Source organism: Micromonospora sp. NPDC003816 (genome assembly GCF_042874705.1).
In the GTDB taxonomy this organism is placed as follows: domain Bacteria; phylum Actinomycetota; class Actinomycetes; order Mycobacteriales; family Micromonosporaceae; genus Micromonospora.
In genome coordinates, this window is sequence record NZ_JBIANP010000003.1 from 756,814 (window position 1) to 775,770 (window position 18,957).

The window sequence follows — 18,957 nt, forward strand, 5'->3', positions numbered from 1 at the left end:
CTGCTCGCGTTCGTCTGTCGTCCCACCCCGGTACCGATTACGCACCGGCTTGCGGGGTGCGCACGTCCCTCGGCCGCGCGGGCGGTCGGCGGGGTGTCCGAGTGGCCTGTCCCGGCGCTACGCCGGCCGGTTTTCATCGAGTCGCGTCGACCCGCGCCGGTGCGGTGACCGGCGTCAGGGGCCCCATCTTGACAGCGAGTTAGGTTAGGTTAGCCTAACCGCATGTCGAGCGCACTGGCGTCGGGTGACGTCGAGCAGAGCCTGCGTGGAGTCGATCTCCACCTGGGCTACCACGGCACGTCGGTGGTGCACGGTGCCGCGATCACGCTCCGCCCCGGTGCGGTGACGGCCCTGGTCGGGCCGAACGGCAGTGGTAAGTCCACCCTGTTGCGGGCGCTGGCCCGACTGCACCCGATCGACAGCGGCACGGTGCTCTTCGCCGACGGCTCCGCCGCCGCCGGTCTGCCCGCCAAGGAGTACGCCCGCCGCGTGACCCTGCTCGCGCAGAGCCGGCCGGTCCCCAACGGAGTCACGGTCCGTGACGTGGTCGGCTACGGTCGGCACCCGTACCGGGGACGCTGGCGCGCCGACGACCCGGACGGTCCCGCCGCGATCGGCCGGGCGATGGAGGTCACCGGGGTCACCGCGATGGCCGACCGGCCGGTGGACGAACTGTCCGGCGGCGAGTTGCAGCGGGTCTGGCTGGCCACCTGCCTGGCCCAGGACACCCCGGTGCTGCTGCTCGACGAGCCGACCACCTTCCTCGACCTGCGCTACCAGGTCGAGATCCTCGACCTGATGCGTGACCTCGCCGACGACCACGGTGTCGCCGTCGGTGTGGTGCTGCACGACCTCAACCAGGCCGCCGCGGTGGCCGACGAGGTGGTGCTGCTGCACAGCGGCCGGGTCCGGGCCACCGGCACCCCCGCCGAGGTCTTCACCGAGCACGACCTGACCGATACCTACGGGATCCGGATCGAGGTCGTCGTCGACCCGCTCAGTGGTCTGGTCACCACCCGCCCGGTGGGCCGCCACCTCACCCGCGTCCCGGTCTGATCCCGGACCGACCCGAACAACCCATCCCGAGAAAGAACATCATGTCCCGTACCCGTGTCACGGCCCTGGTCGCCGCCGCCACCGTTCTGGTGCTGGCCGCCTGCGGCACCACCGAGAACACCTCTGATCCCGCCTCCACCCCCTCCGCCGCCGGCGGGCCGGTCACCCTGACCGACAGCCGGGGCAAGGAGATCACGCTCGACCAGCCCGCCACCAAGGTCGTCGGCCTGGAGTGGGGCGAGGTCGAGATGCTCGTCGGCCTCGGTGTCATGCCGGTCGGTGTCGCCGACCCCAAGGGCTACGCCACCTGGGTGACCGCCGCCAAGCTCGACGCGGACGTCAAGGACGTCGGCACCCGGGGCGAGCCGAGCGTCGACTCCATCGTCGCGCTGGAGCCGGACCTCGTGGTGATGACGGACGACCGTGGCGCCGGCACGATCGCGCAGCTGGAGAAGTACGTCCCGGTCGTCGTCACCAAGGGCAGCGACGCCAAGGACAACATCGGCCGGATGCGCGCCGACCTGAACATGATCGCCGCTGCGGTCGGCAGGACCGCCGAGGCGGAGAAGCTGCTCGCCGACTTCGACACCGCGATCGCCGACGGCAAGAAGAAGATCGCCGACGCCGGTGCCGCCGGCAAGCCGTTCGCCATCGCCGACGGCTGGAAGGAAGGCAGCACGGTCAGCATCCGGATGTTCGGTCAGGGCGCGCTCGTCTCCCAGATCGGCATCCAGCTCGGCCTCACCAACGCCTGGCAGGGCGAGGTCGACGAGGCGTGGGGCCTGGGCCAGACCGACGTCGAGGGCATGACCGTGCTCAAGAGCCCGGACCTGCACTTCTTCTACAACGCCTCGGACGGCGTCGACGTCTTCGCCGACGGCCTCGCCGACAACGCCATCTGGAAGTCGCTGCCCTTCGTCCAGCAGGGCAACCTGCACCGGATGCCGGACGGCATCTGGACGTTCGGCGGGCCGCTCTCCGGCAAGCAGTACATCGACCAGTTCGTCAACACCTACGCGGTGTGACCAGCCTGTCCGCACCCCCGCGTTCGGAGCCGGCCCTCGGGCCGGCTCCGGCCGGGCGCGTCTCGGCCCCCCGCGTCGTAGGGGCCTTCGTCGCCGCCATCGCGCTGCTGCTGGTGGTCGCCGGTGTCCACCTCACCCAGGGCACCTCCGCCGTCGGCGCGCTCGACCTGCTGCGGCTGCTCACCGGCGGCGACGACGAGACGGCCCGGGTGCTCGTCGCCTCCCGGGTGCCCCGACTGCTCGCCGGGCTGGCCATCGGTGTCGCCCTCGGCTTCGCCGGTGCGGCCCTCCAGTCGATCGCCCGCAACCCGCTGGCCTCGCCGGACACGCTCGCCGTCAACGCGGGCGCCCACCTGGCCATCGTCTCGGTCTCCGCGTTCGGCATCGCGCTGCCCGCGCTGCCCGCCGGTGGCCTCGCCTTCTGCGGCGGGCTCGCCGCCGCCGGCCTGGTGATGGCGATGTCCTCCGGCGGGCAGGCCGGCACCACCCGGCTCATCCTCGCCGGTTCGGCCACCGCCATGGCGCTCAGCTCGGTGACCATGCTGCTGCTCCTGCTCTTCGAGCAGGCCACCATCGGCCTGTTCGCCTGGGGCAACGGCTCGCTGGTGCAGAGCGACCTGAACGCGCTCACCCAACTCGCCCCGGTGCTCGGCATCGCCGTCGTGGCCCTGATGCTGCTCGGACACCGCCTCGACATCCTCGCCCTCGGCGACGACACCGCCACCGTGCTCGGCCTGGACGTACGCCGTACCCGGCTGATCGTCACGGTGCTGGCCGTCCTGCTCGCCGCCTCGGCGGTGACCCTCACCGGGCCGGTCGGCTTCGTGGGCCTGTGCGCGCCGGTGATCGTCCGGCTGCTCGGCTCGGTGGTGCCCGGGGTGCACCGGCACCGGGTGCTGCTGCCGCTCTCCGGCATCGCCGGAGTGATCATCGTGCTCGGCTCCGACGTGCTGCTGCGGGCCGTCATGGGTGGCCAGGCCGGGGTGGACATCCCCACCGGCGTGGTGACCACCCTGCTCGGCGCGACCGTGCTGATCTGGCTGGCCCGGCGGCACCGCGACGCCGGACCGACCCGCCGCCCGCCGGGCGGGCACGCGGCCGTACGCTCCGCCGGCTTCCACCGCACCGTGGTCGTCGTGGCGGCCACCGTCACCGCTGCGGCGGTGCTGCTCGGCATGCTCGCCGGGGACACCTGGGTGCTCGTCGGCGACATCGTCAACTGGGTCAACGGCACCACCGGGCCGGGGTACACGTTCGTGCTGGACCAGCGCTGGCCCCGGGTCGCCGCGGCGATGCTGGCCGGTGCGGCGCTGGCCGTGGCCGGCACCACCGTGCAGGCGGTCTGCCGCAACCCGTTGGCCGAGCCCGGCATCCTCGGCATCACCGCCGGAGCCGGCCTGGGCGCGGTCTCACTGCTCACCTTCGTGCCGCTGGCCGGGGTGTGGGCCGTCTCCGGGGTGGCCGGGCTGGGCGCGATGCTCGCCTTCGCCCTGGTCTACGGCGCGGCGTGGCGCGGCGGGCTCAGCTCCGACCGGCTGGTCCTGATCGGATTCGGGGCCTGGCAGGGCGGCATGGCGCTGATCACCTTCATGATCGTGGCCTTCGACCCGTGGAACACCGGCAAGGCGCTCACCTGGCTCTCCGGCTCCACCTACGGGCGTACCGCCACGCAGGTGCTGCCGGTGGTGATCGCGCTGCTGGTGCTCACCCCGGCGGTGGTCGCCGCCCGCCGCGAGCTGGACCTGATGACGCTGGACGACGACACTCCCCGGGTGCTCGGCGTCCGGCTGGAACGCACCCGGCTGATCGCGCTCGGCGCGGCGGCGCTGCTCACCTCGACCGCCGTCTCGGCCGTCGGTGTGATCGGCTTCGTCGGCCTGGTCGCCCCGCACGCGGCCCGCGCGCTCGTCGGCGGCCGGCACAGCCGGGTGCTCCCGGTCGCCGCGCTGCTCGGCGCGGCACTGGTCAGCCTCGCCGACACCCTCGGCCGCACCGTGATCGCCCCGGCACAGATCCCCGCCGGTCTGGTCACCGCCATGATCGGTACCCCGTACTTCGTCTGGCTGCTGTGGCGTTCCCGCGCCGCCGCGCCCCGATCCCGGTGACGCGCCGCCGCGCCACCGGTCCGCACCAGAGAGGCACCATGACCAACACCCTGCCGATCACGCCCTGGCGGTTGTTCGCCGTCGAGGTCCGCGCGGTACGCCGGCTCAGCCCCTCCTTCGTCCGGGTCACCTTCACCGGCCCGGACCTGGACCGCTTCGCCGACAACGGCTACGACCAGCGGATCAAGCTGGCGTTGCCGTTGCCCGGTCAGCGTGGGGCGGACCTGCCGCAGGGGCCGGACTGGTACGCGCAGTGGCGGGCCCTGCCCGAGCCGTTGCGCAACCCGATCCGCACCTACACCGCGCGGGCGGTCCGGCCCCACCTCAACGAGGTGGACGTCGACCTGGTGCTGCACGGCGACTCCGGCCCGGCGACCCGGTGGGCGCGGCGGGTACGCCCCGGCGACGAGATCGCCATCGCCGGCCCGGACGCCGGGTACGACGGCGACCACGGCGGACGGGAGTTCCGACCCCCGTCCACCGGTCGCCTGCTGCTCGCCGGGGACGAGACGGCGGTGCCGGCGATCGGCGGGATCTGCGAGCGGCTGCCGTCCGACGCCCGGGGCCGGGTGCTGCTGGAGGTGCCGTCGACGGCGGACGTGCTGCCGCTGGTGGCGCCGCCCGGCGTCGACGTGACCTGGCTGCCGCGCGACGGCGACCCGTACGGCGCCCGGCTGGTCCCCGCCGTGGCGGAGGCCGCCGAGGAACTGCTGGGCCGGGCGCTGCCGGTCGGGGCGGGCGTGTCGGGGGCGTACGCGTCCGGCGGTCAGCTCGTCGACGACGTGGACGTGGACCGCGCGATCCTCTGGGAGGTGCCCGACGCCCTGCCGTCCACGCCGCTGTACGCGTGGCTGGCGGGGGAGGCGGGTGTCATCCGTACCCTGCGCCGGCACCTGGTCGCCGAGTGCGGCCTGGACCGGCGGGCGGTGGCCTTCATGGGCTACTGGCGGCACGGCCGCGCCGACCCCTCCAGCTGAACCCGGGCGGCGCGGCGGTCAGGCCAGCGGGTGCGAGATGCCCCGGGCGTGGTCGGTCAGGGCCGCACCGACCACCGTCGCCTCCAGCGGCAGGACCTCCAGGCAGCGGCGGACCGCGATCGCCATCAGCGTGTTCGGCACCCGCATGGAGAGCGTGCAGTGCGGCACCCAGTGGCCCGGCCGGTAGTGCTCGACCAGCTCGACCCCGGCACCGGTGAGCCGGTCGTGCACCAGCCGGTGGTGCGTCAGCAGCTCCGTGGTGGGTGTCGGACCCAGCCAGAGCACGCGGCCGACGAACTGGCCGGCGTGCTGGAACGACAGCCGCAGCGGCGCCGCCACGACGGTCCGGGCCAGCGCCGCCGCCACCTGCTCCGGGTCGAGACGGGGCGCGACCGCCAGCGAGACGTGCGGCCGGTGCCGCTGCTCCAACAGGGACCGCAGGCTCTGCACCCCCTCGGCCTCCAGGGCGTCCCAGAGCACCCGGATGCGGCGGGTGGCGACGGTGTCCAGATAGAGCTCCAGCGCGGCGACCACATGATCACTGTAGGCGGACCTTCCCTCACGGCACGATGACCGCCCGACCCTCCAGCGTGCCGTCCTGCATCCGGCGGTACGCGTCCATCGCGTCCTCCAGGCCGAACGTGGTGGTCTTCGGACGGACCAGTCCGCGTGCCCCCAGGTCGAGCACCTCGATCAGCTCCGGCCGGCTGCCCCAGTACGTGGTCTGCACACTGGCCTCGTACGGGACCGTGAAGAAGCCCACGGTCAGCGAGCCGCCGCCGATACCCACGACGGTCAGGTCGCCGACGGTCCGCACCACCGAGACGGCGAGCTTCAGGGTGGGGTCCGCCCCGACGAAGTCGAGCACCACGTCGGCGCCCCGGCCTCCGGTGATCGTCCGGATCTCGTCGGCGGTGCCCGCACCGGAGCGCAGCGTCAGGTCCGCGCCGCACTCCTGCGCGAGCCGCAGCGCCTCGTCCCGGGTGTCCACCGCGACCACCCGGGTCGCGGTGGTGGCCTTGAGGATCTGCACCCCCACGTGCCCCAGACCGCCCACGCCGATCACCACCGCCGTACTGCCCGGCACCAGCTTCGGCCAGGACCGACGGATCGCGTGGTATGGCGTCAGCCCCGCATCGGTCAACGGTGCCGCCTGCGCCGGGTCCAGCCCGTCCGGCAGCGGCACCACGAGCCGGGCGGCGGGCACCAACTCGTACTCGGCCATGCCGCCGTCCAGACCCAGACCACCGCCGCCACCGGGCACCGGCGCGGCAGCCGGGTTCTCGCAGTAGTTCTCGGCGCCGACCCGGCAGCGGGCGCAGGTCCCGCAGCCCCACGGCCCGTACACCGCGACCGGCTGACCCACCTCCAACCCGGTCACCCCGGCACCGAGGGCGTGCACCCAGCCGGCGTTCTCGTGCCCCAGCACGAACGGCGGCCCCCACGGCAGGGTGTCCGAGTCGAAGTCGTGCATCAGGTGCAGATCGGAGTGGCAGGCACCGGCACCACCGATCTTCACCACCACCTGACCGGGGCCGGGCGTCGGCTCGTCGATCTCGACCAGTTCCGGCTCGCTCTTCCAGGCGGGCAGCCTCAGCGCGCGCATCTGTCGCCTCCTTCGTCCACCGGCTGCCTCCCCGGCGCGCGCCGGAACAAACCCGAGGACGAACGCGCGCCCCACCGGCTTGCCGAGCGGTCCGTGCCGTCCTGACCGGACGCTCCGGTGCCCGCCGCGTCGGCGACGGGCACCGGGACGCGGTGCGGTACTCAGCCGTGCCAGGACCCTTCGGTGTGCATGCCGGTCGCCTCTTCCAGCGCGTTGTCCGGCAGATCCTCGCCGGCCACGTCGTCCGGGAACGGCCGCCTCGGCGGCGCCGGGTCCGGAGGTGCGCCCGGTCCGGCCTCGGGCGTACGGGTCGGCTCCACCGACCCGAACCCGTGCCGACCCTCGGGCCACTGCCCGGCCCCGTCCGCCGCCCGCCGTTCGCCCCGCCGTCCCTCGGGCACCGCGGTCTCCTCGCTGCCCTCGTCCATCGGCGAGTGCTCGCCGGCACCCCACGGCGGGTCGGCGTCGAAGCCGTCGGTGGTGCCCCAGGGCGCGACGCTCCCCGGTCCCCGGTCCTGCCTGTCCCTGTCGGTCATGGCCACCTCGCCTGTCGGTACGCCCGGCGGTCGCGGTCGGAACGCGCGTCGTGCCGGTGGGCCGTCAGCGGCCGTTCATGGCCATGTGCCGCCGGACCGCGTGCATCGCCGCCATCCCGCCGGCACCCTTGCCCATCCGGCCCGGCGCGTGCGCCAGGCCGTTCGCCCGGCCGAAGATGCCGCGCAGCACCTGGCCGGGCTTCTGCTGCTCACCCATGTACGCGGTGACCACGATCAGCGCGCCGGTCAGCGCCGGGATGGCCCACTGGAGCATCCGCAACTGGCGCTGGCTGGCGGCCACGTGCGCCGGGGTCTGCCCGTTGGGCTCGGTGACGCCCTGCACCGACGGCGCACCGGCCTTGGCCAGACGCATGCCGAGCAGCCGGCTGTAGCCGGTCACCGCCAGCGCGCCGACGGTCAGCGCGGTCTTCACCGCGCTGGCCCGGCCGACGCCCCGCTGGGCGGCCATCCGCGGGCTCTCGGTCACCAGTTCACCGACCGCGCCGGCCAGGTGCGCGCCGATCGCGGCGGCGTTGACCGGCGTCCACCGGGTCCAGCCGGTCGAGGCCGTCGGAAGTCGTTTGGTCGAGTCGTCGATGCGGGCCGCGGCGCCGTTGACGCCGAACGCTCCCATCAGGGAGCCGCCGAACCAGGCCGCCAGGCCCAGGTCGTGCATCGAACGTAGTGCGGTGTGGTTGTCAGACATCAGGTCCCCCTCCGCCGTGTCGGGCGCAGCGGCTTACCCCGGTCCGCACCGGCTAATCCACGCCGGACGGGGCCGCCCCGACGCGCGGGTGGTCGCGTCGGGACGGCCCCTGGTGGTGACTCAGGAGACGCTGATCGTGCCGTTCGAGGCGCGTACGCAGGCCACCGAGCGGGCGGCGGTGGTGGACGCCCCGGTCAGGCACTGGCCGAGCACCTGGTGCCCGGCGGCGTTCGGGTGCCACGACTCCTGGCAGGTCTGGAAGTGGGTCACGCAGGTGTTGGCGATCCGCTGGATGGCGATCTTGTCCTTGCCGGAGAGGCTGGTGACGAAGGTGCCGTTGGGCGGGTTGTCCTGCAACCGGATCGGAGTGGCGAGGGTGCCGGTCGGGCTGTTGGTCCGCTCGCAGAGCCGGGCGCCGTCGAAGGCCCGTTGCACGTTGAGATAGACCAGGTCGGCGCCGGGGAACTCGGCGGCCAGCGTGCTCCGGGTGGAGCCGACGATGGTGCCGAGGCCCTGCGAGAAGCGGTGCCCGGGAGCCAGGCTGGCGCGGTGGATCGGGCAGCCGGCCGCGTACCGCTCGGCACCCAGCGCGCGGAACTTGTCCCGCGTGTCGTCCCGGCTGTCCTCGGAGTGGTATCCGGCCTCCAGCTCCAGCGGCAGCGGGTTGGTGTAGTCCTGGAGCACCACCCGGTGCTGGCCGTCGGCGTCCACCTCGCGCAGCGTGGTCAGGATCTGCCGTACGGCGGCGGTGGTCTCGGCGGTGGCGGCGCTGAGCTGCGCCGGGGTCGCCAGGTCGGCGTCGGTGCACGGCTTCTGCTCCACCGGCCCGTTCAGGTACGCCCAGAACTCCCACCAGCCCGTCCAGGCGTCCGCGATGAACCGGTTGGCGCACTTCTCGGCGACCCCGCCGAAGGTGAAGGAGCTGTTGTTGGAGCCGAGGCCGATCAGCACCAGGTCGATGTCGTGGGTCTGGGCGACCGTGCGGAGCTGGTCGAGCTGCGCGGCGACCTGACGCCCGTTGGCGCGGGCCGACGAGGCGGCGGCGATGTCGTGCGGCTGGCCGCCGGAGCAGGCCAGGTTGAACCGGGCCTGGATGCCGGGCAGTGACGCCTGGTGCAGCGAGGCGTTGCCGGAGCGGTGGCAGAAGAAGGCGTCACTGTTCGGCGCGGTCCACCCCGGGAATCCGCGCGCGACGCCGGTCGAGTCGACCACCGGCTGGTAGGCCCCGGCCCCTTCGCCGCTGATGAAGCTGTCGCCGAGGGCGACCGCCGCGGTGGGTAGGGCCGCCGCGGCGGGGGCGGACGCGGCGACGGTGGTGGTGAGGGCCGCTGTGGCGATGGCCAGGGCCAACGCGGCGGTACGACGCAACCCGGACATGGCTTCCCCATCCGTTCATGGAAATATGAAAGATCCTCTTGAGCGGTGATGACATCACGCGGGTGTGACGCACGTCAACCATGGGAAACATGAGTGGCACCGGGACGTCAGGGACGGCGTGGGCGGACCCCCGGACCACCCGCACCGGCCCGGGCATAACACCGGAGACCCGGACGTTGACCGCGGCAAGGTCCACCAGCAGCACCGCCACGCGGCGTGCCGCGTGGGTGTCCGCTCGGCTTGTCGGGGCGTGCGGCTACGCTCGCTGCGGCGTGCCCGCGCCGGGCCGACCGCCGACGGTGCGGTGCAGCACATCGCCGAGACCGGGGAGTACGACCAGTTGACCGCAGAGCCTGAGACCCTGTACGGGGCCGACGACCTCACCCACCTTGAGGGGCTGGACGCCGTTCGCAAGCGTCCCGGCATGTACATCGGTTCCACCGACAGCCGTGGCGTGGGCCACCTCGTCAACGAGATCCTCGACAACTCCACCGACGAGGGTGTGGCCGGTCACGCCACGAAGGTCGAGGTCATCCTGCATGCAGACGGCTCGGTGCAGGTCGACGACGACGGGCGTGGCATCCCCACCGACGTGCACGCCCGCTCCGGCATCTCCGGCGTCGAACTGGTCCTCACCCGGCTGCACGCCGGCGGCAAGTTCGGCGGCTCCGGCTACAAGACCTCCGGCGGCCTGCACGGGGTCGGCGCCTCGGCGGTCAACGCGCTCTCCCGCCGCTTCGACGTCACCGTCCGCCGGGGCGGCAAGGTGCACACCATGTCGTTCCGGCACGGTGTGCCGGGCATCTTCGACGGCGACGGCCCGGACGCGTCCTTCACCCCCGGCCCGGGGCTCCAGGTCGTCGGCGGGGTCAAGCGCGGCCAGCGCACCGGCACCTCGATCCGCTACTGGCACGACCCCCGCTACTTCGAAACCGGTGCCGCCCTCGACCACGACGCGGTCCGGGCCAAGCTGCGCCACACCGCGTTCCTGGTCCCCGGCGTCAGCTACCTCCTGCGCGACCACACCGGCGAGCAGCCCACCGAGGAGCGGTTCCACTACCCGAACGGGCTCACCGACATGGTGGACTTCCTCGCCCCGACCGGTGACCGGCCGGTCTCCGGCACCCTGCTGGTCACCGGCGAGGGGACCTACCGCGAGAACGCCGCCGACGCCAACGGTGTGATGCAGTCCAACGTGCAGCGGCGCGCCGAGATCGAGGTGGCCTTCCGCTGGGGCACCGGATACGAGCGCACCGTCGAGTGCTTCACCAACACCATCCGCAATGCGCACGGCGGGACACACCGCAAGGGCTTCGAGCGGGCGCTGGCGCGTACGCTCGCCGACGCCGTCCGCAACACCCGGGGTCTGCTCAAGGCCAAGGAGGACGCGCCCACCCTGGACGACGTCCTGGAGGGCATGACCGCGGTGGTGCACGTGCGGGTGCCCGAGCCGCAGTTCACCTCGCAGACCAAGGACGAGCTCTCCACCGCCGGTGTGGTCAAGGTGGTGCAGGGGCTGGTCGAGCAGCACGTCAAGTCCTGGCTGGACGACCGCAGGACCAAGACCGAGGCGCGGACGGTCCTCCAGAAGATCGTCGACGCGGCCCGGGTGCGGCTGACCCAGAAGCAGCAGAAGGACGCCGCCCGGCGCAAGACCGCCCTGGAGGGCGCGTCCATGCCGCCCAAGCTGGTCGACTGCCGCGCCGCAGGTATTGACAGGAGTGAGCTTTTCATCGTCGAGGGCGACAGCGCATTGGGCACAGGGCGACTTGCCCGCTCTGCGGAGTATCAGGCGCTACTGCCGATCCGGGGCAAGATCCTGAACGTGCAGAAGGCCAACCTCCAGCAGGTGCTGGACAACGCCGAGTGCGCCGCGATCGTGCAGGTCCTCGGCGCGGGGTCGGGGCGTACCTTCGACCTGTCCTCGCTGCGGTACGGCCGGGTGCTCATCATGGCCGACGCGGACGTCGACGGCGCGCACATCCGGACGCTGCTGATCACTCTCTTCGCCCGCTACATGCGACCGTTGATCGAGTCGGGCCGGCTCTACGCCGCGATGCCGCCCCTGCACAAGATCACCACCAAGGGGCGCAACCCCGAGACCATCTACACCTACACCCAGGCGGAGATGGAGGCGACGGTCCGCAAGCTCGCCTCGGCCGGCAAGCAGATCGTCACCCCGGTGCCGCGCTTCAAGGGTCTCGGTGAGATGGACGCCGACGAGTTGTGGGAGACCACGATGAATCCGGCCACCCGGTCGGTACGCCGGATCACCATCGACGACGTCGACGCCGCCGAACGGATCCTCGACCTGCTGATGGGGGAGAAGGTCGAGCCGCGCCGCAACTGGCTGATCGACTCCGCCGACCGCGTCGACCGCGACGCCATCGACGCCTGACCACCGGGTTCTGGAAGGAAAGCTGAGCCATGGCACGCCGCAAGGACACCAAGGTCGACCACTCCGCGTTCGACCGGGCCGGCGCGCGGATCGTCGACAACCCGCTGGTCACCGAGGTCTCCGACTCCTACCTGGAGTACGCCTTCTCGGTCATCCACTCGCGCGCCCTGCCGGACGCGCGGGACGGCCTCAAGCCGGTGCACCGGCGCATCCTCTGGTCGATGTACGAGCAGGGCTACCGGCCGGACCGGGCGCACGTGAAGTCGGCCCGCATCGTCGGCGACACGATGGGTAAGTACCACCCGCACGGCGACAGCGCCATCTACGACGCGATGGTGCGGTTGGCGCAGGACTTCTCGCTGAACACCCCACTCATCGACGGGCATGGGAATTTTGGGAGCCCGGACGATGGACCGGCAGCGTCGCGTTACACCGAGGCTCGGATGTCGCGGGAGGCGATGCTGCTCGTCGGCGAGCTGGGTGAGGACACCGTCGACGTCGAGCCCAACTACGACGGCTCGCTGACCCAGCCCACCGTGTTGCCGGCCGCCTTCCCGAACCTGCTGGTCAACGGCGCCTCCGGCATCGCGGTCGGGATGGCGACGAACATGATCCCGCACAACCTCGGCGAGGTGGTCTCGGCGGCCCGCTGGCTGATCCGGCACCCGAACGCCACCCTCGACAAGCTGATGGAGTTCGTGCCCGGTCCCGACCTGCCCACCGGTGGTCTGCTGCTCGGCCTCGACGAGGTGCGCCGGGCGTACGAGACCGGGCGGGGTGTGGTGCGGATGCGCGGCAAGGTGGAGATCGGCCCGCTGGAGGGCAGCCGGGGACGGCAGGCGATCACCGTGGTCGAGCTGCCGTACGGCGTCGGTGCGGAGAAGGTCATCGCGGCGATCACCAACGAGGTGAACAAGACCAAGCGGCTGACCGGCATCGCCGACGTGAAGGACCTGACCGACCGGGAGAGCGGCACCCGCCTGGTGGTGGAGTGCAAGGTCGGGGTCAACCCGCAGGCGCTGCTCGCCGACCTCTACCGCCTCACCCCGCTGGAGCAGTCCTTCGGCGTGAACAACCTGGTGCTGGTCGACGGCCAGCCGCGCACCCTGGGGCTCAAGGAGCTGCTGGAGGTGTTCCTGGCGCACCGGTACGAGGTGGTGACCCGGCGCAGCGCGTACCGCAAGCGTAAGCGCGAGGAGCGGCTGCACCTGGTCGACGGCCTGCTGATCGCGCTGCTCGACATCGACAAGGTGGTCAAGCTGATCCGGGCCAGCGAGGACGCCCCGGCGGCCAAGAGCGGCCTGATGCGGCAGTTCACACTCTCCGAGATCCAGGCGACCTACATCCTGGACACTCCGCTGCGCCGGTTGACCAAGTTCGACCGGTTGGAGCTGGAGGCCGAGCAGGAGAAGCTGCGCGGGGAGATCGCCGAGCTGTCCACCATCCTGGACGACGAGAACGTGCTCAAGAAGGTCGTCTCCGACGAGCTTGCCGCGGTGGTGAAGCAGTTCGCGGCGCCGCGTCGGACGACGCTCGTCGACGGTGACCTCAAGGAGGTGCTGGCGGCGTCCGTGCCGGCCGGGCCGCTGGAGGTGGCCGACGACCCGTGTCAGGTGATCCTCTCCGCCACCGGGCTGGTGGCGCGTACCGCCGCCGAGTCGGAGGAGGCCGCCGAGGGGCGGCGTCGGCACGGCCGGGTCAAACACGACGCGGTACGCGCGCTGGTGCACTCCACCGCCCGGGGTCGGGTGTTGCTGGTGACCAGTGCGGGGCGGGCGTTCAAGGTCGACGTGCTGCCGCTGCCGGTGCTGCCGGAGCAGGCGGGCACGGTGTCGTTGCGGGGCGGGATGTCCGCCGCCGAGCTGGTGCCGTTGGCGCCGGGGGAGACGGTGGTGGGGCTGGCGCCGCTCGGTGCGACCGCCGAGGGTTCGCCCGGTCTGGCGCTGGGGACCCGGCAGGGTGTGGTCAAGGTCTGTGCTCCCGACTGGCCGGTGCGCTCGGACGAGTTCGAGGTGATCGGGCTGCGTGCGGGTGACGAGGTGGTCGGAGCGAGCTGGTTGACCGACGGTGCGGAGACGTTGGCGTTCCTGACCAGTGCGGCGTCGCTGCTGCGCTTCCCGGCGGGCACGGTGCGTCCGCAGGGGCTCAAAGGCGGCGGCATGGCGGGGATCGCGCTGCCGGGTGACGCGCAGGTGGTGTACTTCGGTGCGGTGCGCACCGACGATCCGGAGCACGGTGAGCCGATGGTGGTCACCTCCACCGGCGGCACGGTGAAGGTGACGCCGTTCGCGGCGTACCCGGTGAAGGGGCGGGCGACCGGCGGGGTGCGGGCGCAGCGGTTCCTCAAGGGGGAGACCGACGTGGTCGTCGGCTGGATCGGTCCGCGTCCGGTGGGTTCCACGGTGAACGGGGAGCCGGTGGAGTTGCCGGCCGCCGATCCGCGCCGGGACGGCTCCGGTTTCGCCGTCATGCTCGGCCCCACGGTCATCGGTCACCAGATCGACCGCGACTGATCCGCGCCGCCGGGTGCGGGTGAGCGGAATCTACGGCACCACCTCCACCGTGTGGAGGTGGTGCCGTGTCAGGTACGGCCGCTGTCGAGCTGAGAGCGCCAACGGATCGCGTTGCCCGGGCCGTCGGTGGGGCATCCGCGTCGCGTCCCTGACCTGCTGGTCGGTCGTCACCGGCCCCTGATAGCACGTACGGCTCAGCTCGACAGTGACCGAAGGAGACCATCCCCCCACACCTTGCTCCTGTCGGGATGCGGCGCTACGGGACCTGTGCGATCCATTGGTGGTCGAGGGCGTCGAGCATCGCGTCGACCACCCGACCCCGACCGCGCCCGTCCACGGCCGCGTGGGCCCGGGCCGAGAGGGCGGCCCGGCGTACGCCGCTGGTGAGCAGCTCGTCCAGGGTCCGGAGGGCGGCGGTCCGGGTGGTGTCGTCGGTGCGGAGGTCCGGCAGTTCGCCGAGTCCGGCGGCCAGCCCGGCGGCGGCCACCCGGCGGTACGACTCGCGTTGGTTGTCGACCACGCAGACCAGCGCCGACGGGGCACCGAGACAGCAGAGTTCCCAGGTCGAGGTGCCAGCCGCGCTGACCACCAGGTCGGCGGCGGCGATCATCTCCGGCAGGGCGCCGGTGGGCGGCACCGGCCGCAGCGACTGGCCCGGTCCGGTGGTCAGCGCGGTGAGTCGCCCGGAGACCTCGGGGCGCCCGACGACGACGGTGAGCGTCATCGGCCGCCCGGTGGCCAGCAGCAGCTCGGCCAGGACCGGTGCCGCTGCGGCCGCGTCGGTGCCGCCGAAGAAGGCCAGCACCGAGGGCCGGTCCACCTGCCTCGCCGGGCGGGGCGTCGCCGGCCGGGCGGCCAGCACCGAGTCGCGGAGCAGGGCGTACGCGCTGCCGGCCAGCAGCCGTCCGGAGGTCACCATGTCGGCGCCGAAGTTCTGGTCCAGGAACAGGTCGGCGTCCTGCCCCCGGGTGTCGCCGTCGACGACGGCCAGGGTCAGCACCCCGGCCCTCCGCAGCGCGTGCGCACCGGCCGGGTCGAGGTCGTACGAGTCGAGCACCAGCACGTCCAGGTCGTGCCGGCGGGCCGCGCTGACCAGTCCGTCCGGGGTGTCCGGGCCGGGACGCAGCGGGATGCCCCGGGCGGCGAGGTGACCGGCCGCCCAGCCGACGGTCACCGTGCCGAACACCTCGACGGTGGCACCCCGGGCCAGGAGTTCCTCGCCGAGGGCGAGACAGCGGACCAGGTGCCCGACGCCGCGTTGCGGGTCCGCGTCGCAGCGCAGACCGACTCGTACCGTGCTCAGCATTCCTCCAACCGCTTCTGCCGCACGTCGGCGTTGAGTGCCCGCACCTCCGGTCGCCGGTCGAGCCAGTCGGCGAGCGTGGCCAACGGCACGGCGACGTCGCCGAAGTGCGCCGCCACGGCGCTGACCAGTTGCCAGTCCGGCTCGGTGTCGAGGGTGAGCCGCAGCCGGGACCGGTCCGGTGGGAGGGTGACGCCGAGCACCCGGAAGCGCTCCGGATGAGCGTACGCGTACGAGGTGACGTGCACCCGGTCATGGCCGGTGGCGAGCGTGTCCACGGTCCGCAGCGCCTCCGTGCGGATGATCTCCACGTCCAGGCCGCGTGGCAGCGTACGGGCGATCGACGTGCTGGCGTAGTCCAGGCCGGGCACCGCCCGGTACACCGAGGCGACCAGCGTGACGATCTGCGGGTCGAGCAGCGGGCAGTCGGCGGTGAACCGCATCACCGCCTCGCCCGGGTGGGCGTCGAGCGCGCCGACGAAACGGGCCAGCACGTCGTCGACGGGTCCCCGGTGCCAGGCCACCCCGAGCCGTTCGCACTCGGCGACCACCGCGTCGTCGCCGGGGTCGGTGCTGGTGGCGACCACCAGGTCGGCGAGGACTCCGCTGTCCTGCGCGGCCCGCACCACCCGGCCCAGTACGCTGCGTCCGGCGAGGGGACGCAGCACCTTGCCGGGCAGCCGGGAGGAGCCCATCCGGGCCTGCACCACGCCCACGATCCGTTCGGTCACGACTGGTCCGTCCGCTTGGGTTGCTGGGGCGTCAGGGCGGCACGGACGCGCCGCTTCGCGGCCCCCGCGCCCCGGCGGGCCAGCCGTGCCGGGGTGACGGCGAGCCGACCCACCCGGTAGCTGAGCGAACCGCTGAGCAGGTTGATCGTCGCCTCGGTCCGGCGCAGCGCGCGTTCCCGCGAGGTGAGCAGCTCCTCGGTCCAGGCCAGCAGCGCGGCCATCCGGGTGTTCTCCTCGCGCTGGCGTCGCCACGCCTCGTGGAGCTGCTGGTAGCTGCGGGGACCGGGCGGCGGGTCGGTCGGGGAGACCGCGCGCAGGTGGGCGTCGAGGTCGGCGCGTCCGGCGGCGTCCAGCCCCCGTCGCGCGGCGCCCACCGCGGCCTCGGTCTCCACCGCCGCGTCCACCACCGTGCGGTCGAAGTCCCGTCCGGCGACCCCGCCGAGCACCACGGTCAGGCCCGCCACGTCCAGCGTGGAGGTCCACGGGTGGGCGTACCCGCCGGTGACCAGTTCGGTGGCGAAGCGCCACAGCGTCCGGGCGAGGACCACGTCGACCGGGAGCGGGTCGCCGGCCCGCCAGCTCGGATCGAGCACCGCGAAGCGGTCACCGGCGACGACCAGGTTCTCCGCCCCGGCCAGCGCCACCGCCCCGCCGAGCCGACCCTGCTCGGCCTGCCCGGAGAGCCAGTCGGCGTATCCGCGCAGGAGGCGACGCAGCAGGCCGGTGTCGCGGCGCAGACAACCGTCGAGCAGCAGGGTCCGCAGCAGCCGCCCCGCCGGGACGGGCCAGTCCGGTGCCGCCGGGTCGCGGTGGGCGGCCTGTCGGCTCGCGTACGGTGCGGTGGCGGGTGTGGTCCGTCCGGTCGGTGCCGTGCCACGCCACCGCCAGCCCTGCGGGCCGTCGACCACCTCCAGGACCGTGTCGTCCGTGCCGTCGGAGCACACCAGCGCCACCGGCAGCCCGTCGGAGCGGGGGGCGGGTGTGTCGGTGCCCCGCTGGGCGAGCACCAGCCAGCACGGGGCCAGCTCGGCCGCCTTGCCGGCGTGCAGCGCGTCCACGGCCAACCGGGCCGGATCGGCCAGCACGAACCGGCCGTCGAACCCTTCGGCGCAACTGCGCTGCAACACCGCGTCGAACAGCCCCGAGTCGGTGTGTCGGCTGAGGCGGTCGGTGGCGAGCAGCGCGGTGGTCAGGTCCGGCCGGGGATATCCGGCATAACAGCCGTCCACTCGCAGTCCGGCGTCGACCAGTCGGACGTGGAGCTGGTCCAGCCCGGCCGGGCGGTCCCCGTCGAGCGCCCCGCCGACGGTCCACGCCGCGTCGGCGCGGTCGGCGTACCAGGGGGAGTCGGCCACCAACCGGTGGACGCCGAGCGGGTTGTCCAGCCGCAGCAGCAGCGTCCCGCCGGGGCGAACGGCCGTCGCCAGGCGCCGCAGCCGGGCGTCCCACCCGAGCCGGGGCCCCTCGACCGACTCGATCGCGTCCAGCCCGGCGGCGGCGAGCACCAGGTCGTACTCCTCGTCGTCGGGCAGCCCCGACACACCGGCCACCACCACCCGGTCGACCTGACCGGCGAGCGCCGCCGCGTCGGGGTAGCCCCGCAGCAGCGCGGTGAGCCGGGTGTGCGCCAGCGCCGTGCGTACCGCCGGGTCGTGCGGCCCGGCCAGCAGCACCCGGGCGCCGTCGGGTGCCAGCCCGGCCACCAGCGTGGCGAGCGGGCCGACGTCGGCGGCCCGGTCGGACCAGGCCGGCATCTCGCCGCCGGGCAGCGTCACGGCCGTCTCGGTCGTCACGTCGTCTCCTCGTCCGGGGTCGCCCAGCCCAGCAGTTCGCGCAGGGCGGCGGGCGGGTAGCGGTGGTCGGTGCCCAGTTCCGCGCGGGTGATCTCCACGGCGGTGGCCAGGTGCACCCGTTCGCCGTGCAGCTCCGGCCACTGGCGGCGGATCCGGGCGGTGCCGCCGAAGGTCGGGTCCTCGTCGGCCAGCGTCATCGGGTCGCCGTACACGGCCGGTTCGCACCCGGCCGCGACGCCGTAGAAGATGGCGCTGGTCAGCCGGTTCGACGCGACCCGCCGGTGGCGGCGCAGCTCGTCGAGCTGCCGGTCCAGGAAGGACGGGTCGGTGTCTTTCCACCAGTGCCCCCGGTAGCCGTGGCAGACGACCCGGAACCCGGCGTTCTCGTAGAGCCGGCGGACCCGACGCATCCGGTGCTCGTGCCAGTAGAGGCAGACGGTGACCGGGCCGGGCTCGGTGTCCCGGATCCGGGCGATCAGCTCCCGGTGGTCACCCTTGACGTGCTGCCCCTCCCACCCGTGGAACGGGTACCAGATGGTGCCCTCCCGCTCGGGCGCGGGCTCGGCGGCCCGCATCGCCAGCAGGTACGCGAAGGGCGCCCCGATCACGGTGACGTTGCGTCGCCCCACCGACCAGGCCCGCCGCCGGGTCTGCTCGGACCAGAGCAGGCTGGGGGCGCGGTCGGCGTACGGGTGTCCGGGCGCCAACCCGTCGCCGATGTTCCAGCCGTGCTGCACGTACCCGTCGATCCGCGGCGGATGCCCGTCGCCCAGTCCGGCGTAGCGGGCCAGCACGTGCGCGTGCCCGTAGAAGTGGTTCGCGTGGTGCATC

15 protein-coding genes are annotated in these 18,957 nt (G+C 73.1%); 6 read left to right on the forward strand and 9 right to left on the reverse strand.

The features are described from left to right. The first annotated feature begins 222 nt into the window (after positions 1-222). Genes ACFYTT_RS14290 through ACFYTT_RS14305 form a run of 4 tightly spaced genes read left to right on the forward strand, consistent with a single transcriptional unit; the run spans position 223 to position 5,163 of the window. Entirely contained in the window at positions 223-1,056 is an 834-nt protein-coding gene (locus ACFYTT_RS14290) for an ABC transporter ATP-binding protein (protein ID WP_176093175.1), read from the forward strand. Between the two features lie 41 nt (positions 1,057-1,097). Continuing rightward, on the forward strand, positions 1,098-2,081 hold the full coding sequence (locus ACFYTT_RS14295; protein ID WP_357212538.1) for an iron-siderophore ABC transporter substrate-binding protein: 984 nt from the start codon (positions 1,098-1,100) through the stop codon (positions 2,079-2,081). Continuing rightward, positions 2,078-4,186, forward strand: coding sequence for an iron ABC transporter permease (locus tag ACFYTT_RS14300; protein ID WP_387259380.1), 2,109 nt, complete (start codon positions 2,078-2,080; stop codon positions 4,184-4,186). Before ACFYTT_RS14295 ends, ACFYTT_RS14300 begins: the two co-directional genes overlap by 4 nt. Positions 4,187-4,224: 38 nt before the next feature. Then, complete coding sequence (locus tag ACFYTT_RS14305; protein WP_176093178.1) at positions 4,225-5,163, forward strand: siderophore-interacting protein; 939 nt, start codon at positions 4,225-4,227, stop codon at positions 5,161-5,163. An 18-nt stretch (positions 5,164-5,181) separates the two neighbouring features. Here the strand turns inward: ACFYTT_RS14305 and ACFYTT_RS14310 are convergent, their stop codons facing one another. The 5 genes from ACFYTT_RS14310 to ACFYTT_RS14330 form a co-directional block, all read right to left on the reverse strand. Then, entirely contained in the window at positions 5,182-5,697 is a 516-nt protein-coding gene (locus ACFYTT_RS14310; protein WP_387259383.1) for a 2'-5' RNA ligase family protein, read from the reverse strand. Positions 5,698-5,722: 25 nt separating this feature from the next. Further along, on the reverse strand, positions 5,723-6,769 hold the full coding sequence (locus ACFYTT_RS14315; protein WP_131053752.1) for an NAD(P)-dependent alcohol dehydrogenase: 1,047 nt from the start codon (positions 6,767-6,769) through the stop codon (positions 5,723-5,725). A 161-nt stretch (positions 6,770-6,930) separates the two neighbouring features. After that, entirely contained in the window at positions 6,931-7,305 is a 375-nt protein-coding gene (locus tag ACFYTT_RS14320) for a hypothetical protein (RefSeq protein WP_131053750.1), read from the reverse strand. A 64-nt stretch (positions 7,306-7,369) separates the two neighbouring features. Then, positions 7,370-8,011: a hypothetical protein gene (locus tag ACFYTT_RS14325; protein WP_131053749.1), complete on the reverse strand. Its 642-nt coding sequence runs from the start codon at positions 8,009-8,011 to the stop codon at positions 7,370-7,372. Between the two features lie 120 nt (positions 8,012-8,131). Next, complete coding sequence (locus ACFYTT_RS14330) at positions 8,132-9,388, reverse strand: hypothetical protein (protein ID WP_176095711.1); 1,257 nt, start codon at positions 9,386-9,388, stop codon at positions 8,132-8,134. 340 nt (positions 9,389-9,728) lie between these two features. On the opposite strand from ACFYTT_RS14330, the gene ACFYTT_RS14335 reads away from it, so the two are divergent. Together ACFYTT_RS14335 and ACFYTT_RS14340 are read left to right on the forward strand one after the other, a co-directional pair. After that, positions 9,729-11,786 (forward strand): DNA topoisomerase IV subunit B, encoded by a 2,058-nt coding sequence (locus tag ACFYTT_RS14335; RefSeq protein ID WP_254877039.1) that lies wholly within the window; start codon positions 9,729-9,731, stop codon positions 11,784-11,786. A 29-nt stretch (positions 11,787-11,815) separates the two neighbouring features. Beyond that, positions 11,816-14,299: a DNA topoisomerase (ATP-hydrolyzing) subunit A gene (locus ACFYTT_RS14340; RefSeq protein WP_131053747.1), complete on the forward strand. Its 2,484-nt coding sequence runs from the start codon at positions 11,816-11,818 to the stop codon at positions 14,297-14,299. A gap of 256 nt (positions 14,300-14,555) precedes the next feature. Here ACFYTT_RS14340 and ACFYTT_RS14345 read toward each other — a convergent pair whose 3' ends face one another. Genes ACFYTT_RS14345 through ACFYTT_RS14360 form a run of 4 tightly spaced genes read right to left on the reverse strand, consistent with a single transcriptional unit; the run spans position 14,556 to position 18,956 of the window. Next, positions 14,556-15,602: a PseG/SpsG family protein gene (locus ACFYTT_RS14345; RefSeq protein ID WP_387259782.1), complete on the reverse strand. Its 1,047-nt coding sequence runs from the start codon at positions 15,600-15,602 to the stop codon at positions 14,556-14,558. Next, positions 15,599-16,333: a glycosyltransferase family protein gene (locus ACFYTT_RS14350; protein ID WP_357212547.1), complete on the reverse strand. Its 735-nt coding sequence runs from the start codon at positions 16,331-16,333 to the stop codon at positions 15,599-15,601. The genes ACFYTT_RS14345 and ACFYTT_RS14350 overlap by 4 nt, the downstream gene beginning before the upstream one ends. After that, positions 16,330-18,126 (reverse strand): class I SAM-dependent methyltransferase, encoded by a 1,797-nt coding sequence (locus tag ACFYTT_RS14355; RefSeq protein WP_387259386.1) that lies wholly within the window; start codon positions 18,124-18,126, stop codon positions 16,330-16,332. The genes ACFYTT_RS14350 and ACFYTT_RS14355 overlap by 4 nt, the downstream gene beginning before the upstream one ends. Next, a complete protein-coding gene (locus tag ACFYTT_RS14360; RefSeq protein WP_176093180.1) occupies positions 18,123-18,956 on the reverse strand; it encodes a hypothetical protein in 834 nt (277 codons plus the stop codon). The genes ACFYTT_RS14355 and ACFYTT_RS14360 overlap by 4 nt, the downstream gene beginning before the upstream one ends. Position 18,957: the final 1 nt, after the last annotated feature.

Excerpts from the sequence above, each read along its gene's own strand:
- ACFYTT_RS14290 (WP_176093175.1), top strand. The coding sequence starts at position 223 with ATGTCGAGCGCACTGGCGTCGGGTGACGTCGAGCAGAGCCTGCGTGGA.
- ACFYTT_RS14295 (WP_357212538.1), top strand. The coding sequence starts at position 1,098 with ATGTCCCGTACCCGTGTCACGGCCCTGGTCGCCGCCGCCACCGTTCTG.
- ACFYTT_RS14340 (WP_131053747.1), top strand. The coding sequence starts at position 11,816 with ATGGCACGCCGCAAGGACACCAAGGTCGACCACTCCGCGTTCGACCGG.
- ACFYTT_RS14305 (WP_176093178.1), top strand. The coding sequence starts at position 4,225 with ATGACCAACACCCTGCCGATCACGCCCTGGCGGTTGTTCGCCGTCGAG.
- ACFYTT_RS14325 (WP_131053749.1), bottom strand. The coding sequence starts at position 8,011 with ATGTCTGACAACCACACCGCACTACGTTCGATGCACGACCTGGGCCTG.
- ACFYTT_RS14315 (WP_131053752.1), bottom strand. The coding sequence starts at position 6,769 with ATGCGCGCGCTGAGGCTGCCCGCCTGGAAGAGCGAGCCGGAACTGGTC.
- ACFYTT_RS14320 (WP_131053750.1), bottom strand. The coding sequence starts at position 7,305 with ATGACCGACAGGGACAGGCAGGACCGGGGACCGGGGAGCGTCGCGCCC.
- ACFYTT_RS14360 (WP_176093180.1), bottom strand. The coding sequence starts at position 18,956 with ATGCACCACGCGAACCACTTCTACGGGCACGCGCACGTGCTGGCCCGC.
- ACFYTT_RS14330 (WP_176095711.1), bottom strand. The coding sequence starts at position 9,388 with ATGTCCGGGTTGCGTCGTACCGCCGCGTTGGCCCTGGCCATCGCCACA.